Origin of the sequence: Campylobacter sp. RM16190 (genome assembly GCF_012978835.1) — a bacterium.
Taxonomy (GTDB): Bacteria; Campylobacterota; Campylobacteria; order Campylobacterales; family Campylobacteraceae; genus Campylobacter_A.
Map to the genome: position 1 here is coordinate 32577 of NZ_LIWS01000009.1, position 16765 is coordinate 49341.

Below are 16765 nucleotides of genomic sequence, written 5' to 3' on the forward strand. Positions count from 1 at the left end.
AATCCTACAAATATATTGTTGAATTATTGTTTTTTATAAAATAATTGTTGTTTTATAGTTTTAGGTTGTGTGCTTATGTGCTATACGGAAATGGAGTTAAAAAATTAATGCAAATAGTAAGTTCTCTAGTCTAGTTTTTGTGGCAATAATATTTATATAATGAATGTTCAATATATTTTTTGATATACGGCAAAATCAAATATAAGATTGGAAGAATGAGTATTAATTTAGATAGGCTGTTAAATAATTCGGATATTAATCAAAGTTTTTATATCGCTCTAGTAGGACTTATAGTAGCTCATGCTTTATATTTGTTTATATTTTTGTTTATAGACAAAATAGACCTTGCGTGTATGAATATTGTTAGCATTAGTTTGTATGTATACGCTATATATATTATAAAAAAATATCAAAATGTAAAATTAACTCTCACTATTACACAAATAGAAATATTTTTGCACTCTTTTATATGTACTTTGAGTCTTGGTTGGAGTTATGGATTCCAAAATATCACACTTGCACTTGTGTCCATAGCGTTTTTTATAAATTTTAGTAATAAGTTTTTAAGTCATATTATTACTATTACTCAGGCGACTGCTTATTTATTTTTATATATATATTTTAAAGATCAAATTATAATTCAAAATTTTGAATCAGAAGCTATGTATATATTTAACTTTGCTTTAATTATCATTTCTTTAATATTTTTATCAAAATTATTAAAAATTCTTAATGCAATGGCTTATATAGATATTCTTGAAAAGCAAGAACGGCTACAGATAGCTGCAAATAAAGATCCTTTAACGGGACTTTACAATAGGCGTGGTTTTGAAAATACAGTGTGTGAAAAAATAATAAATTGTGATAGCGGTTCGAGTATAGTAGTTGGCGATTTGGACGATTTTAAAAGAATTAACGACGACTTTGGTCATATGGCCGGGGATGAAGTATTAAAAATAGTTTCAAATATTATAAAATCCAATATTAGAAAAGATGATTATGCCTGTAGATGGGGAGGCGAGGAGTTTTTGATCGCTCTTTTGAATACAGATTTTAAAAACTCGGAATTTGTTCTAAATCGTTTAAGGGAAAAAATACACAGATACAAATTTAAGTTTGATTTAATTGAAACCAGAACTTCTATAACTTTTGGATTTGTTTATGCAAGAATGACTCAACAAATTGATATAATACTGGCTATTCAAAAAGCCGATAAGCTACTTTATATGGGCAAAAGAAGTGGCAAGAACTGCGTAATAGGAGAGACTGTTGACATGAGCATGTTGAAACAAGAAGCAAACACTGCAAATATCTAAAATTCAAACAAAAAACATTATCTCTTCTTCTAAAATTTCAGGCTTTAACTTCACTATTAATCCTTATGTGGGTTGCCCGCACACTTGCATTTATTGTTATGCCGAATTTATGCAAAAGATGAGCGGACACGCTGAAGCTTGGGGCGAATTTGTAGATGTTAAGGAGTTTGATGAAAAGTCTCTGGCAAAATTTCTAAGCAGTTATAAAGGCGAGCGAATTTTTATGAGTTCGGTTACGGATTGCTATAATCCATTTGAAGCCAAATTTAAAAACACTCGTAAAATTTTAAAAATTCTTAGCGGCTCAAACGTGAATTTGCAAATTCTAACCAAGTCAAAGCTAGTCTTGCGAGATATCGATCTTTTTAAAACTATGCCAAATTTAAGAGTAGGACTTAGTCTTTCTACGCTTGATGAGAATTTACGAGCCATTTTTGAGCCAAGAGCAAGCAGGATTAGCGAGCGTTTAGATGCGTTAAAGACGCTAAAAGAGCAGGGCATTAAGACGTTTTTATTTGTAGCTCCTATTTTTCCTGATATCACGCCCGCAATTAAATTTGCGCAGGACTACAGCGATCTAGCTGATGAGATCATGTTTGATAGGCTAAATTTATATCCTGCTTTTAAAGATAAAATTTTAGCCTTTATAGGGCGAAATTTCCCACATCTTTTAAGCCTTTATAAGCAAATTTATCTTTTTGGCGACAACTCTTACTGGACCGATCTTGCAGCGAATTTAGAGGAGATTTTAAGCGAGCAAAAGGCAAACTACAAGATATGTTTTAAGGATTAAGATGAGTGCTGTTTTATTTAGGTTTTTGGCTCTGTTTTTTGGAGTTTATCTGCTTGTTTTAGCGCTTCTTTACTTTTTTCAGGAGCGGCTTTTGTTCGTACCAAGCAGGCTTGATGAGAAGTTTAAATTCGAATTTAATGCTAAATTTGAAGAGATAAATTTAAGCGTAGATGGTGCTGTGCTAAACGGGCTTCATTTTTATGCACACGATCCAAAGGGAGCGGTTTTGTTTTTTCACGGCAATGCAGGCTCGCTAAAAGGCTGGGGCGGTTTTGGTAAATTTTATACCGATTTAGGCTATGATTTTTATGTTTTTGACTATAGGGGCTATGGCAAAAGTAGCGGCGAAATTTCAAATCAAAACGAGCTTTATAATGATAGCTACGAGATGATGAAGCGAGTTCTTGAGGATTTTGATATAGGCAAGATAAGGCTGGTCGGATACTCCCTTGGAAGCGGACTTGCGGCAAATATCGCGAGTAAATTTGACGTACGCGAGCTTGTTTTGGTTGCGCCTTATTTTAAATTTGACGAGCTGGCAAGCTCAAAAGTGTTTTTTGTGCCAAAATTTATAGTTAAATACAAAATTCCGACAGTTTCGTTCTTAAAAGAGGTAAAAAATACGAACATATCGATAATCCACGGCAAATTTGACGATCTTATAGAAGTTTTAAATTCTCATAAACTATCTAAAATTTTAAAGCCTACGGATAAATTTTATGAGATTGATGCGGGGCATAACGATATACTTCACAATGTGGAATTTGAGCGAATTTTGGAAGGAATTTTAAGCAAGTAATCTTAAGCCCGCCTTGTTTTAAGCGGGCTTAAAAACAAATTTTAATGAAGCGCTTCGTTTAGTTTTATCGCGCGCTTGCTTGCGCTTGCCGTGATCTGGCCTGTTTGGCTGTTTTGGCGGAAGTGAAGTCCGTCTAGGTTTGCAAGCTCAAGACCCTTGTAAATTTCGCGATCAAATTTGAAATTTGGATTTATCTCGTTTAGTTTTGTTCGCTCGACTTCGTTTATAAAGACCTTTGTACCTTCTAGTATCGCGATTCCTGCATCGACTATGCACTTATCGCCAAGCGGTATTCCCGTAACGGAATTTGCGCCAAGCAAGCAGTTTTTGCCGATGCTTACGGGATTGCCGTTTGTGCCACTTAGCACGCCAAGGATACTAGCTCCTCCGCCCACGTCGCTTCCTTCGCCGACTACTACCGAGCTACTTACGCGACCTTCTATCATAACAGAACCCGTCGTGCCTGCGTTAAAATTCACATACGCAGCGCCGGGCATTACCGTAGTGCCCGGATGTATGGACGCACCTAGGCGAACCTTTGCGCTATCAAGGATTCTTGTATTGTCGCTTGGTATGATGTGGCTTAAGAAGCGCGGGAACTTATCTACGCTTACTATCGCAGGATATCCGCCGCTCATCTTTAGCCAAATTTCGTTTTTGCGAAGCCACTCAAGCTCGATCGGGATATTTCGACTTGTCCATGCTACGTTTGGTAGCACACCAAACGCTCCGTCAAGCACCAGGCTTCTAAGCGGAGCTTTGTTTAAAGAGAGTAGATAAAGCTTCAGATATACGATTTCAACGCTCTTTGGCTTGGCATCTTCAAACATAAATACGATCTTAAATTTATCCTCGTTGTTTTCCAAATCCTCTTCAAAAGCATGCTTTATCATGTGTAAAACTTGCACGTTTTTGTGTTTTTCAAGCTCGTTTTCAAAGACGCTAAAGAGTTTGCTTGCTTTTTTGGCTACTTTTGGAGTAAATTCGGCTACAAATTCGCTATCCGTGAAATCAACCTCCACTCCGCACTTTTCAAGCGCCCATATAAACGCAGCGGCTGACAAAAAGCTCTCTTTATAATTTACTACCGCGTAGCTTGCTTGCAGGATTTTATCTCTGTTAAGCTGCCCTCTATCTACTCTAGCGATGGCAAATGCAACTGGGTCTTTATAGCCCTTTTTAGCTTTAAATTTCTCGCAAAATTCTTTAAATTCATCGGCTGTTTTAAACTCTTTTGACATTTTTACTCCTTGTAAATTTATTTTGTGAAGTTTAACGAAATATTGTTTAAGATGAAATTTGAAGTTGTGTTAGTCGGTTAAATCCCCAAAAACAGGGGATTTAAATTAGTTATTATTTACTGCAGGCTGATTTGCCGTCCATTACGGGCTGGATCGATGAGTTATCGGCTCCACCACCGTTATTGATATTTTCTATTATCTCCCAAAGGCGAGCGGCGGCTTTTTCGTAGCGTTTTGCGGTTATGGAATTTGGTTCATAAAAGCTTATCGGTTTTCCGCTATCGCCACCTACGCGCACGGCAGGCTCGATCGGCACTTCGGCTAAAACCTCAGTTTTATACGCTTTTGCCATCTCTTCAGTCGTGCCTTTACCAAATATATCATACTCCTTACCGCTTTCAGGACAGATAAATCCGCTCATGTTTTCTATCACGCCTGCTATTGGGATATGAAGTTTTTCAAACATATCAAGTGCTCTTTTGCTATCATCAAGTGCGACAACTTGAGGTGTCGTTACGCAAATTCCGGCAGTTACCGGTACGCTTTGAGCAAGTGTCAGCTGCGCATCGCCCGTTCCCGGAGGCATATCCAAAAATAGCACATCAAGCTCGCTCCATATAACATCTTTTAAAAGCTGCTCGATAGCTTTCATTATCATGGACCCTCTCCATATAAGGCTCGTTCCTTCCTCCATAAGCACGCCCATGCTCATCATCTCAACTCCGTGGCTAAGTATCGGACGAAGCTTGTTGCCTATAACTTGAGGCTGAGTATTTACCTCTCCAAGCATTCTCGGGATATTTGGTCCGTATATGTCAGCGTCCAAAATTCCCACTTTTTTGCCGAGTTTTGCCATGGATATAGCTAAATTTAAAGTAGTTGTCGATTTGCCTACTCCGCCTTTTCCTGAGCTTACCATGACGAAATTTTTAACTTGCGGAGCTATGTTTTTACCGCTTTGAGAGTTGCTTTTTTCCTCGGGAATTTTTGGCTGAATTATCCTGATAACCGCTTCATTTGAGCCAAGAACTCTTGCGATGTCGACTTTTAGCTCTTTTGCTATGTCCGGATTTGAGCTTACGATCTCAACTTCGACTAAAATTTTATCTCCGATTTCTACGTTTTTGACAAATCCAAAACTCACGATATCCTTGTCAAATCCGGGATAAATAACCCCTTTTAATCTCTCGATAACTTGTTCTTTACTTAACATCTGTCTCCTTTATAATATTTCTTGAAATTTTATAGGCGCAAAATTTTGGCCCGCACATAGAACAAAACTCAGCCTCTTTAAAGACATCTTGTGGCAAGCTCTCATCGTGTAGCTCGTGCGCTTTATCAGGGTCAAGTGCCAGTTCAAACTGTTTGTTCCAGTCAAAGTTATACCTAGCGTCGCTCATCGCATGGTCGCGCTCTATCGCGCCTTTTCGTCCGCGAGCCACGTCTGCTGCGTGTGCTGCGATCTTATGAGCGATGATGCCGTCTCTTACGTCTGCCGCGTTTGGCAAGCCTAAATGCTCTTTAGGCGTTACGTAGCATAGCATACTAGCTCCGTGATACGCTGCAAGTGTCCCGCCGATAGCCGATGTGATGTGATCATACCCCGCACCGATATCGGTAACTAGCGGTCCAAGCACGTAAAACGGCGCATTGTGACAAAGCTCCTGTTCTATTTTCATATTATACTCAATTTCGTTTAAAGGTATATGACCAGGACCTTCAACCATGACCTGCACGTTTTTCTCCCATGCTCTAAGCGTTAGCTCGCCAAGCACTTTTAGCTCGCTTAGTTGCGCTTCATCGGTAGCGTCATATAAGCATCCTGGGCGCAGGCTATCTCCAAGCGAGAGTGCTACGTCGTATTTGGCGCAGATATCACAAATTTCATCAAACGCTTCGTAGAATGGATTTTCTCTGTGATAGTGCATCATCCAGCTTGCCATAAGGCTTCCGCCGCGGCTTACGATACCCATTTTGCGTTTTGCGATCAATGGCATAAATTTAAGCAAAAATCCAGCATGTATCGTAAAGTAACTCACGCCTTGCTGGGCTTGCTTTTCTATCACTTTTAGCATGGTGTCAATGTCTAAATTTTCGATTTTACCCACATCGTGGATGATCTGATACATAGGCACGGTTCCTACAGGCACAGTTGATTTAGCTATGATAGCTCTTCTTATGGCGTCAAGGTCTCCTCCTGTCGAGAGATCCATAACGGTATCTGCGCCGTATTTTAGGCAAATTTCAAGCTTTTCTATCTCGCCATCGATATTGCTTGCTAGGCTTGAGTTGCCGATGTTGGCGTTTACTTTTGTTTTGGATTCTATTCCTATTGCCATCGGGATTAAGTTTGTGTGGTTTATGTTAGCAGGTATGATCATGCTTCCTTTTGCTACTTCTTTACACACTAGCTCGGCGCTTAAATTTTCGACTTTGGCTACGTACTCCATCTCTTTTGTTATTATCCCGCGTTTAGCATAATACATCTGTGTCGGTGTTTTGTCGTTCAAACGCTCTTTTATCCAATCTTTTCTCATCAGGGATACTCCTAAATAAAATAGAAATAATACTACTCAAAAAAAGATAAAAAAAAGCTTTTTGAGTGTATAATATCGTAACACTTTTTATAAAAAGGATAAAAATTGTTTGATATATCCCTTGTGATGCTTGGAGCCGGGAATTCAACCAGGTTTGAAATGCCGGTAAAAAAGCAGTGGTTGCGCATAGGAGACGAACCGCTCTGGCTCTTTGCGACTAAAAATTTAAGCTCGCATTATCCGTTTAAAGAGATAATCATAGCCAGTAACGAAGAAGCTTACATGAGTAAATTTGCGCCACATTATCGCTTTGTGCGTGGTGGGGTTACACGTCAGGAGAGTTTGCGAAACGCTCTTAGCGAAGTTAGTAGCGAATTTGTGTTAGTTAGTGACATCGCTCGCCCCTGTATAAGTGCAAATTTGCTTTCAAAGATAATTGAAGGGCTAAACAACGCCGACTGCGTCGTGCCTGTGCTTAAGGTCGCAGATACTGTTTATTTTGAAGATGACATTATCGATAGAGACAGAGTTAAACTCGTGCAAACTCCTCAACTTTCGCGCACAGCACTGCTTAAAAAGGCTATAGAGGGCGATCAAATTTACACAGATGATAGCTCTGCCATGAGAGCTGCAGGAGCTAAAATTTGGTATGTGCTAGGCGAAGAGAGTGCTAGAAAGATCACTTTTAAAGATGATTTAGCCAAAATTCCTTGCCTAAAAGCGCCAAAAAACGAGATTTATTTTGGCAACGGCTTTGATGTGCATGCCTTTGAAGAGGGAAATTTCGTAACAATTTGCGGAGAGAAAGTTCCGCATAAATTTAAGTTCAAGGCTCATTCAGACGGCGATGTAGCAACTCACGCTTTGATAGACGCTATTTTGGGAGCCGCATCTTTAGGCGATATAGGCGAGCTATTTCCAGATACCGACGATAAATACAAAGGGGCTGATTCGATAGAGCTTTTAAAGCAGGCTTATAGGCTTGTTCAAAGTGTCGGATTTGAGCTTGTAAATGCCGACATAACTATCATGGCACAAGCTCCAAAACTTAGTGCTTTTAAGCTTAAAATGGCTCAAAATATCGCAGAGGCGCTAAATATAAGCGCAAGCAGGATAAACGTAAAGGCTACAACTACGGAGAAATTGGGATTTGTCGGGCGCGGCGAGGGCATAGCCGCAAGCGTAACGGCAAGTCTTAGATATTATGATTGGACACAGATATGAGAGTTTTAATAGTAGAAAATGAAATTTACTTAGCTCAGAGCATGGCAACCAAGCTTGGAGATCTGGGCTATGAGTGCGAGATAGCAAGGACGGTTAAAGAGGGTCTTAAGGATGAATACTTCGATGTTGTGCTGCTTTCTGCGACATTGCCGGGCGAGGATTTTTACAAAATCATTCATAAATTTAAAAACTCTATCATTATTTTGCTCATCACTTATATCAGCAATGATACGGTTTCAAACCCGATAAAAGCGGGCGTAAGCGACTATATCCAAAAGCCGTTTATGATAGAAGAGCTTGTGCGAAAGATTAGGCATTTTGAAGAGTTTAAGAGACTTCAAAGCTTTATAAGGACATATCAAGACTATCTAAACTACCACTTCAAGGCGGTTTCTAACCTAAATTTTGATTTTAGGAGATTTAAATTGCCCATGCTTATAAAATGTAATAAGATAATAAATGCCGATAATTTCGTATTCGAATATGCAAAGGCTCTAAATTTATCCTTTAAATTTATCCCGCTTGATCAAAATATTGATTTTGAAACGATAGCCAAAGATAACCCAAGATCGCTTTTGTATTTTTCAAATTTTCAAATGTTAAGAAGCGAAGATAAAAACAAAATTTATAATCTTGCAATGAAGCGAAAGCTCATCATTAGCTCGACAAATCCGAACGAGACTGCAAATTTTGAAATTTTAAACATTACGACAGACGAGAAAAATTTCCAGATAGACGAAATTCTCACAATTGACGATTATATAAAACATATTATCATTAATTATCAAGAGAACTATCCTGACACCGAGCTTAGCAAAAAACTTGGAATTTCACGAAAATCGCTTTGGGAAAAGAGAAAGAGATATGATGTCGTCAAGAAAAAATAATACGATTTTAATAAACCATGAGGCATATGGCGCGCTTGAGCTTATACGAAACCAAATTTTTAGCAAATTTAACCGCTTGATGAACGAAAAAGAGGCTAATGAGGTCTATGAGACAGGATTTTTAAACAACGAACCGATGCCTTACAGTTTTATATTCGCACCATTTGGAAAGCGAAATCAGGAGTGTTTAAGAGGCGCAAATAGTGGCGATAAGATCGAGCTTATAAAAGATAATAAAATTGTAGGACATATTATTGTTGATACCATATTTAAATTCGATCAAAAAAATAGGATAAATAATATATTTCATGCAAATGAGATGATTCAAAATGAAGTCAATCAAAGTGGTGAACTCGCTATTAGCGGTGAGGTTGAGATTTATAGCTCTACTTTTAGTGATGTAAAAAAGCAGATAAAGAGGATACAAGAGGAGTCAAACGCACAAAAAATTACAGCGATAATGCTGACTGCGGAACCGTTTAATAGGGCTCATGAGAGGCTTATTAGGATGACTATAGATAAGGCCGATTTAGTGCTACTGTTTTTGCTTAAAAGCTATAGTAGCGATTGGCAGCTTAAATTTGATCTTAAAAGGCGGGTAATGGAGTATTTTGCTCAAAACTATCTGCCTAGAAATCGTCTTGTAATAGTACCTTTTGAAAACTCAAATCTATTTAGCGCGCATATGAATCCGACACTTGAGTGTATCGCCGCAAATAGCCTTGGCGCAGATAAGCTTGTAGTAGGGCAAAACCACGCCGGAATAGGGATGTTTTATGATCATAACGTGGTTCATACCGTACTTGAGCGATATAAGGAAATTTTAAAACTTGAGATAGTAATTTTGCCAGAGCTTGTATATTGCAATGAGTGCAGAACAATAGTAAGCACTAAAACTTGCCCGCACGGTCAGCATCACCATATAAAATATCATGCGAGCACCTTAAAATCTCTTTTAAATGAGGGAATTTTGCCTCCTGCGATCTTGATGAGACGCGATATATCTTCAATGATTTTGAGTGAGCTCTTTCCGAATCGATTCAAAAATCTTCAAAAATTATATGACGATTTATTTCCTAGTAACGGGCTTTTGGAGAAACACACAGAGCGCGAATTTTATGAAGAGCTGATGCAGCTGTATCAGACTATGTCACTTACTTAGTAAAAGGAAAATTATGCAAAAAGTTTTTTTGACTTTTTTTTATACCGGACTTAGTCCGAAGGCTCCGGGAACTGTAGCTAGTCTGCTAGCCGCAGTATTTGCCTATCTTATACTTATATTTTTATCCGATCAGACGCTTTTTCTTGCTTCTATTTTGATTTTTGCAGCAAGTATAAACGTAATAAACGACTACGAGGCAAAAACCGGTGTACACGATGATAAAAGCATAGTCATAGATGAGGTTGCTGGTGTTTGGCTTGCAATTTCAATGAGCTCTGCTTCATGGCTTAGCTTTATATTATCTGTTCTGTTTTTTAGGATTTTTGATATTGTTAAGCCTTCTATTATCGGCAGAGTCGATAGAGATGTGAGAGGCGGGCTTGGAGTGATGGGTGATGATATGCTAGCGGGCTTTTTCGCAGGCCTTTTAAGTGCTATGTGCTATGGAGCTTTGATTAAGCTTGAAATAGGAACAGATTGGCTGATTTCTATTGGATAGATTTAAAAAGGTGAAGATGGATATTACCTTTTTCGCCTTAATCTTCCCTCTTCTTCATATATTTCAATCTCTCTTGCATATTCTGGATTTTTCTTTTTAATCTCGTTGCTCATGAACGCTATTAGTTTAGCATCGGCATTCTTATGGCTTGCCATTATAAGTATGAATTTAAGATAACTTTTTGCAAGATCTGGTAATTGGCCATTATTTTTAGGTGGTATACTAAATTGATCTGTGAAAATTTTAAGGGCGCTAAATAGTTCGTTTTTGGTTGACTTTGGATTAGATATGATCCCTAAAAGCTGATTAAAGGTGACATCTTCATCGGCTTTTGGGGATTTTGTATTCTTTTTTTGTGGTTCTTGATTTTTGTTTTTGGATTTAAAGAGTAGTAGCAGAACGCCTACAAAGACTAATACTGCTACCAAAATTATTGCAATAAATAGAGATTTTTCACTCATTCTATAGCTTTGCCATTTTTTCAGGTCTTCTAAAATATGCCAGAATTGATACTACAACCATTACCACTACACTCATCCATACGAAGTCAGGCACAGGCACCGGATCTCCTGCGGCATATGAGTGCATACCGCTTAAGTAGAAGTTTACGCCAAAATATGTCATGATAATAGACCAGTAAGCAAACATAGATGTAACCGCAAATGCATATTGGTTATTTAGCTTCGGAATAAATCTTATATGTAATACTGCGGCATATATTAGTATAGAAACCAAGGCCCAAGTTTCTTTGGAGTCCCAGCCCCAATATCTTCCCCAGCTCTCATTCGCCCAAACGCCGCCCAAGAAGTTACCAAGAGTAAGAAGGCTAAGTCCTAAAATCATAGCCATTTCATTAATTCGAGTAGCTTCTAGGATATTTCTTGACATCTCTTTATGTTCTTTTTTGCCTTGTAGAATAAATAGCACAAGTACGAACATACCAAGAAGAGAACAAAGCCCTAAGAAACCATAGCTGGCAGTGATAACTGAAACGTGGATTGTAAGCCAATACGACTGAAGAACAGGAACCAGCGTTGTGATCTGCGGATCCATCCAGCTAAGATGTGCTACAAAAAGAGTTATGCCTGCGAGTATTGAAGTAAGAGCCATTGAAATAGGACTTCTATTTGAAAATACTATACCAGAGAGGCCAAGAGCCCAAGCTATATATATCATAGATTCATAAGCATTACTCCAAGGTGCGTGTCCTGAGATGTACCAACGCAATGCAAGTCCTGCGGTGTGGGCTAAAAACGCTAAGATGTTTACAGAATATACGATTTTAAACATCCAATTTATATTTAATCTTGGTTTAGCCATTTTAATAAATACAAAACATAATAGTCCAAATCCTGCAAATAGATATATAGGTATTAATGATTGAAAAATCTTATATTTGTTAAATAAAATTTCCATATCTATACGCTCTTTGCTTGGCATTACAGCCTTGCCGTGCTCCTCTTGATAGGTTTTAATCTCTGCTAAAACCCTATTTGGAACGCTCCAATTTCCACTATTTAATGCATCGCTTACTCCCGAGAAGTATTCTTGTAGTATTCTGCTAATAGGCTCGCGCTCCTCTTTAGGAAAATACATCATAGCACTTGCAGGAGCATACCACGTATGGTTAGGATCGTCTATTTTTGGAAACATTGTAAAAATTTCGCCTACAAATACCATATAAAGGATGTTTAAGCGCTCATCTACTTTTTGCACGTCTTTATCAAAGGTTCCACGCTCTGCAGGACGTTTACGGCTTGCAGATTCTGCGTATTTGGTTAGTTTATAAGAGCTTCTTGTGGTATTGCGGTCATATTCGAAAAAATCATTAAATTTGGCATATTTTGCGTTTTCGTCTATTCCTATTATCTTTTTTAGTTCTTTATTGTGAACCGCTATTATAGGCATCTCTCTCCAGTAAGGAGCATCTATCATCATAGATAGTGCAATTTGGTTTGCGTTTGCTTCGTTTATTATGTCTTTTTTGTAGACTTTATTTAAAATTTCTCTTGCTACAGTATCAAAAGGCTTCATACGCCCATCGGCACTCTGAACCACTACGGTTGATAATTCTTTTGCGTGGTTTTCTTCTATTTTAATAGCAACATTCATAGCATTTGCTTTTGGAGCTACAAAAATACATGCGAAAGCCAGAATACATGCTTTAGCTGTATTTTTGATTGCATCTTCATTTATATATTTTGCCAATTTTCTAAATCTGCTATGTGGATTTACTACGTTAAAAAATAGTCCAAGACCAAGCAAGAAATAGCCTATATAGGTTGGAATTTTACCAGGGTCTTTGTTTACAGATAAGATTGTGCCACGCTCATCTTTATCATAAGAGCTTTGAAAGAATCTATATCCTGCATGATCAAGAACGTGGTTCATATAAATCCTATAATCATAATCTCCAGCCTGAGGATCTTTTACTATAACTTCACTTGCGTAGCTCATAGGCGAATTTGAGCCCGGATATCTCTTGAGCTCAAAATCTTTAAGATGTAGAGAAAATGGAAGAATTATCTCTCTAGCCCCCCAAGATGCTCTAAATTCTTGACCTCCTATAGTTTGGACTACAGGCATAATGTAATTTTCATAAAGTATAATCTCTTTACTCTCTCCATTAAAGCTTAAATCGGCAACTAAAGCGTCAAATTGTCCGCCTTTACTTACAAGTCTTCTTTGAGCCTTTTTAAGGATATTTTTAGGAGCGAAATTTATATCTCCTATGGTATATAATTGCATAGGAAGAAATTCTGTAGGTTTTTTAGCCTCATATTCTCCTTTTTCGTCAGTTGCCATTATGAAGTAGCCTACATTATGATTTGAAGTCATTGTAAAATTGCCATCTTTATACTCGAATTTAACAAATCTTTCCAGTGTAGGATCGGCATTAAAGGCAAAGCTTACCCCGCCAAGCTCTCTGACATCTCCCGGTTTGAGCCCTACATCTTCACGGTTTTGACTATCAGATACCACAATCTCTATAAGAGGATCTCCGCTATTGGCCGCATAGTATTCAAATTCTGCATTTTTATAGAATGCTTTATATTTTAGATTGGCTTTTTGTCCGCCTACATCCAGATCTATGTTAAATTCATGAGGGGTTACGGCATTTATCTGCTTGGGAATGGAAACTTTATACTCTTTTCCATCTTTTTGAGTCTTCATCTCAAGCCTTGAACCCATCTCATACATCCTATCTTGAGTTGTGTTTTCTCTAATATGCATATTTGCTTCAAATCCTAGATATCTAGTCATAGCAGAGCCAAGCAGCATAAATAAAAAGCTTAGATGAAATATAAAAACAGGCAGTTTTTTCATATCCATAAGTTTATATTTATAAATATTGTATGCCAAATTTATACCCAAAAGCAACTGAATAAGCGCAAACCATGTAGCCCCGTATATTAAAGCCCAGGCGCTTTTTGTATCATAAACGGTTTCTACTATAGTGGCAATACCGCTTGCAATAGCGAATATTAGTAACAAAACTATAGCCGACGTCATACTTAAAAACAGAGATTTAATGCCTCTCATTAGAATCCTTTTAATTTTAGCTGCGCAAAATTATAGCAATATTTTTTTAAATATTTGTTACTATATAATAAATTTCTAATTACTGGAATAATCGTTAGTATAATAAATATCTAGCAAAAGGATACTTTAAAGTTATTTGTTTTAGTTTAAAATATTCTTATTTTACTAATTTATAATATTTGTTATTATTTCTTGGCTCAAAATATAAAAAATAATTCAAATAGAGCAATTCAGTCAAAAAGTATAGCAAATCTTTTATTTATTTATAATTATAAATATAATATTTATTACTTCTTATATATAAAATTTATACTACTTTTGTCAAGATTACTAATATATCGAGCTTTGTATAAGATAATAGTTATCAATTATCATTAAAAGATGATATTACTAATTTACGTATAATTTACGTAGGACTTTTATTATTCTGCTTAAACTTAATAAGGAGGAAACATGAACAGTTCAAGACGAAATTTCTTGAAAGCTTCTACTGCGACCGGAATAATGGCTATGACATATGCTCCTGGTACGCTTGGCGCTGTCGGAGCTAAAGCTTTACAAGCTAGCGATAAGGCCGTTTATAGCTTTTGCGAGATGTGCTCTACCCGCTGTCCTATAGAGGCTAGAGTGGTTGATGGAAAAAATATTTTTATTCAAGGAAATGGCAAGGTAAGCGGAACAGCTACTTCTGTTTGTGCAAGAGGTGGTGCTGGACACAGCCAACTATATGATCCTCAAAGACTTGTTAAGCCTCTTATTAGAGTAGGCGAGCGCGGTGAAAATAAGTGGCGCGAAGCTAGCTGGGATGAGGCACTTGATCTAGTGGCTAAAAAGATGCTTGAGATTAAAGAAAAATATGGACCTGAGAGCTTTGTATTCACTGCAAAATCAAGTCAAACTCATAAACTAATGACGACTTTTGCGAGCGCTTATGGATCTCCAAACTGCTTTTCTCACCTATCCTGTTGTCCGATAACATACAGAATGGTATGTGAGCATATGTATGGCGACGGAAGATTAAAAAGAGACTTTGGAAATGCAAAATATATCGTAAATTTCGGTCACAACCTCTTTGAAGGTATCGTTATATCAGACACTAAAAAAGTTGCTAAAATGGCTGAGAGAGATGATACTAAACTTTTAGTTCTTGAGCCAAGATTTAGCGTTATAGCCGCTAAGGCTGACGAGTGGCTACCTGTAAAACCGGGAACCGATCTAGCGTTTGTATTAGCACTTATTCATACATGGATTAAAAACGGAACCTATGATAAAGAGTTTATTGAGAAATTTACAATCGGCTTTGACAAGGTTGTGGAAAGCACCAAAGACACAACTCCAGAGTGGCAAGAAAAGATCACAGGAATTCCTGCTAAAACAGTTGAGAGAATCGCAGGTGAAATTTGGAAAGCAGCTCCAAAAGTAATCATTGACTTTGGACATAAAACAACCACTGCTAAAGCTGAATACATAAGAACAAGAGCCATCATGGTAGCAAATGCGATGATGGGTAACTGGGAGAAAAAGGGCGGATTATTTGGTGGTAAAAACGCGAAAAAATATAACTCTTTAGTAGGCGAAGAGCTAATACCTGCTATAACAAATCCTGATGCGGCCATAAAAGTTCCAAAAACTCCAAGACTTGATGCTGCTGGGGAAGACGGAAGAAATAAATTCGTAGGCAGAAGTCACGGTGTTTTAATGGAAATTCCTGATGCAATTATGAGTGAGAAACCTTATCCTATAAAAGGTTGGTTCAATATCAGATTTAACCATATGATAAACGTTGCAGGAACTGATAAGACTATAGAGAGCCTTAAAAAGCTTGACTTCATCGTAAGCTCTGACGTTTATATGAACGACTTTTCTATCTATGCAGACGTTATTTTACCAGAGAGCACCTATCTTGAAAGAGATGAGGGGATCGAAGATAAATCAAGTCAAAAACCTGCATATATGATAAGAAATAAGGTAATTGATCCGGTTGGTGATACAAAGAACGGTTACGATATCTTTAGAGAGCTTGCAAGACGCATGAAAATTGATGAAAAATATGCCAATAATACAATGGATGAGTGGAGAATGCAACAAGTTAAAGGAAATGCCGAGCTGCTAGCCCAGCTTGCAAAAGATGGATATGTGACTTGGAAGGTTCCTGGAATTTTATTTAGAGAAAAAGACAGCGTTAAAAATTTTGTTAAGAAATTCCCTCATGCAGAGAAATTCGTAGGTGAAAATGGTCTTATGGATTCTCAAATTAAATTTAAAACAGATAGTGGAAAAATTGAGCTATTTAGTGAGAAAGTTGAAGCACAATTCCCTGCTTATGGTTGCTTAGGAAGTATGGAAAATAACATTAGAGATATGGACGTTTACGGTGGACACGAACTATCTATCATGACAGGCAAAACTCCTATTCATACAAATGGACATACTCAAAACGTTCCATTCCTAAATGATCTTATGAGCGACTCTCCTGTGTGGATACATCCAAAAACAGCTAAAAAACATGGAGTAAAAACCGGAGATAAGGTATTTTTACAAAACAAGTTCTCAAAAGACAAAGCAACTATATTTGTAACAGAAGGTATTAGAGAGGATACTTTATTCTTATATCACGGATTTGGACACGTTTCAGCAGGTCTTGAAAGAATAGATGGAGTAGGGACAAACCAAAGCAAATTGCTTGACCCTGCGGCTGGTCCAGTATGCGCCACGATGGTTACAAACGTTGGCGTTGATATAGTAAAAGCATAAGGAAGAGAAG

General features: G+C 37.5%; 13 protein-coding genes. 8 read left to right on the forward strand and 5 right to left on the reverse strand.

Going from position 1 to position 16765, the window contains the following annotated elements:
- The first annotated feature begins 215 nt into the window (after positions 1 to 215).
- The 3 genes from CDOM16190_RS08905 to CDOM16190_RS08915 are packed head-to-tail and all read left to right on the forward strand — an operon-like array spanning position 216 to position 2908.
- Entirely contained in the window at positions 216 to 1316 is a 1101-nt protein-coding gene (locus CDOM16190_RS08905) for a GGDEF domain-containing protein (protein WP_170020247.1), read from the forward strand.
- Between the two features lie 34 nt (positions 1317 to 1350).
- Complete coding sequence (locus CDOM16190_RS08910; RefSeq protein WP_349644390.1) at positions 1351 to 2109, forward strand: DUF5131 family protein; 759 nt, start codon at positions 1351 to 1353, stop codon at positions 2107 to 2109.
- A gap of 1 nt (position 2110) precedes the next feature.
- Positions 2111 to 2908: an alpha/beta hydrolase gene (locus CDOM16190_RS08915; RefSeq protein ID WP_170020251.1), complete on the forward strand. Its 798-nt coding sequence runs from the start codon at positions 2111 to 2113 to the stop codon at positions 2906 to 2908.
- Positions 2909 to 2949: 41 nt separating this feature from the next.
- Here CDOM16190_RS08915 and CDOM16190_RS08920 read toward each other — a convergent pair whose 3' ends face one another.
- The 3 genes from CDOM16190_RS08920 to thiC form a co-directional block, all read right to left on the reverse strand.
- Positions 2950 to 4149 (reverse strand): 2,3,4,5-tetrahydropyridine-2,6-carboxylate N-succinyltransferase, encoded by a 1200-nt coding sequence (locus tag CDOM16190_RS08920; protein WP_170020253.1) that lies wholly within the window; start codon positions 4147 to 4149, stop codon positions 2950 to 2952.
- A gap of 112 nt (positions 4150 to 4261) precedes the next feature.
- Positions 4262 to 5362: an Mrp/NBP35 family ATP-binding protein gene (locus CDOM16190_RS08925; protein ID WP_170020255.1), complete on the reverse strand. Its 1101-nt coding sequence runs from the start codon at positions 5360 to 5362 to the stop codon at positions 4262 to 4264.
- Positions 5352 to 6686: a phosphomethylpyrimidine synthase ThiC gene (gene thiC, locus CDOM16190_RS08930; RefSeq protein ID WP_170020257.1), complete on the reverse strand. Its 1335-nt coding sequence runs from the start codon at positions 6684 to 6686 to the stop codon at positions 5352 to 5354. Before thiC ends, CDOM16190_RS08925 begins: the two co-directional genes overlap by 11 nt.
- A gap of 105 nt (positions 6687 to 6791) precedes the next feature.
- Here thiC and CDOM16190_RS08935 point away from each other — a divergent pair, with 105 nt between their 5' ends.
- From CDOM16190_RS08935 to CDOM16190_RS08950, 4 genes are read left to right on the forward strand one after another with little or no spacing between them, the layout of a single operon-like run.
- Entirely contained in the window at positions 6792 to 7910 is a 1119-nt protein-coding gene (locus CDOM16190_RS08935) for a bifunctional 2-C-methyl-D-erythritol 4-phosphate cytidylyltransferase/2-C-methyl-D-erythritol 2,4-cyclodiphosphate synthase (RefSeq protein ID WP_249934154.1), read from the forward strand.
- Positions 7907 to 8797 (forward strand): response regulator, encoded by an 891-nt coding sequence (locus CDOM16190_RS08940; protein WP_170020259.1) that lies wholly within the window; start codon positions 7907 to 7909, stop codon positions 8795 to 8797. The genes CDOM16190_RS08935 and CDOM16190_RS08940 overlap by 4 nt, the downstream gene beginning before the upstream one ends.
- Positions 8778 to 9959, forward strand: a complete 1182-nt coding sequence (locus CDOM16190_RS08945; RefSeq protein WP_249934155.1) for a sulfate adenylyltransferase — start codon at positions 8778 to 8780, stop codon at positions 9957 to 9959. The genes CDOM16190_RS08940 and CDOM16190_RS08945 overlap by 20 nt, the downstream gene beginning before the upstream one ends.
- 13 nt (positions 9960 to 9972) lie before the next feature.
- On the forward strand, positions 9973 to 10458 hold the full coding sequence (locus tag CDOM16190_RS08950; protein WP_170020263.1) for a phosphatidylglycerophosphatase A family protein: 486 nt from the start codon (positions 9973 to 9975) through the stop codon (positions 10456 to 10458).
- A gap of 23 nt (positions 10459 to 10481) precedes the next feature.
- Here CDOM16190_RS08950 and CDOM16190_RS08955 read toward each other — a convergent pair whose 3' ends face one another.
- Positions 10482 to 10919 (reverse strand): fatty-acid--CoA ligase, encoded by a 438-nt coding sequence (locus CDOM16190_RS08955; RefSeq protein ID WP_211437439.1) that lies wholly within the window; start codon positions 10917 to 10919, stop codon positions 10482 to 10484.
- Between the two features lies 1 nt (position 10920).
- On the reverse strand, positions 10921 to 14001 hold the full coding sequence (locus CDOM16190_RS08960; protein WP_170020265.1) for a cytochrome c biogenesis protein CcsA: 3081 nt from the start codon (positions 13999 to 14001) through the stop codon (positions 10921 to 10923).
- A 453-nt stretch (positions 14002 to 14454) separates the two neighbouring features.
- Here CDOM16190_RS08960 and phsA point away from each other — a divergent pair, with 453 nt between their 5' ends.
- On the forward strand, positions 14455 to 16755 hold the full coding sequence (phsA, locus tag CDOM16190_RS08965; RefSeq protein WP_170020267.1) for a thiosulfate reductase PhsA: 2301 nt from the start codon (positions 14455 to 14457) through the stop codon (positions 16753 to 16755).
- Positions 16756 to 16765: the final 10 nt, after the last annotated feature.

Bases quoted from the DNA above. Each gene is read 5' to 3' on its own strand.
- CDOM16190_RS08905 (WP_170020247.1), top strand. From the start codon at position 216: ATGAGTATTAATTTAGATAGGCTGTTAAATAATTCGGATATTAATCAA.
- CDOM16190_RS08915 (WP_170020251.1), top strand. From the start codon at position 2,111: ATGAGTGCTGTTTTATTTAGGTTTTTGGCTCTGTTTTTTGGAGTTTAT.
- CDOM16190_RS08920 (WP_170020253.1), bottom strand. From the start codon at position 4,149: ATGTCAAAAGAGTTTAAAACAGCCGATGAATTTAAAGAATTTTGCGAG.
- CDOM16190_RS08925 (WP_170020255.1), bottom strand. From the start codon at position 5,362: ATGTTAAGTAAAGAACAAGTTATCGAGAGATTAAAAGGGGTTATTTAT.
- thiC (WP_170020257.1), bottom strand. From the start codon at position 6,686: ATGAGAAAAGATTGGATAAAAGAGCGTTTGAACGACAAAACACCGACA.
- CDOM16190_RS08940 (WP_170020259.1), top strand. From the start codon at position 7,907: ATGAGAGTTTTAATAGTAGAAAATGAAATTTACTTAGCTCAGAGCATG.
- CDOM16190_RS08945 (WP_249934155.1), top strand. From the start codon at position 8,778: ATGTCGTCAAGAAAAAATAATACGATTTTAATAAACCATGAGGCATAT.
- CDOM16190_RS08950 (WP_170020263.1), top strand. From the start codon at position 9,973: ATGCAAAAAGTTTTTTTGACTTTTTTTTATACCGGACTTAGTCCGAAG.
- CDOM16190_RS08955 (WP_211437439.1), bottom strand. From the start codon at position 10,919: ATGAGTGAAAAATCTCTATTTATTGCAATAATTTTGGTAGCAGTATTA.
- CDOM16190_RS08960 (WP_170020265.1), bottom strand. From the start codon at position 14,001: ATGAGAGGCATTAAATCTCTGTTTTTAAGTATGACGTCGGCTATAGTT.
- phsA (WP_170020267.1), top strand. From the start codon at position 14,455: ATGAACAGTTCAAGACGAAATTTCTTGAAAGCTTCTACTGCGACCGGA.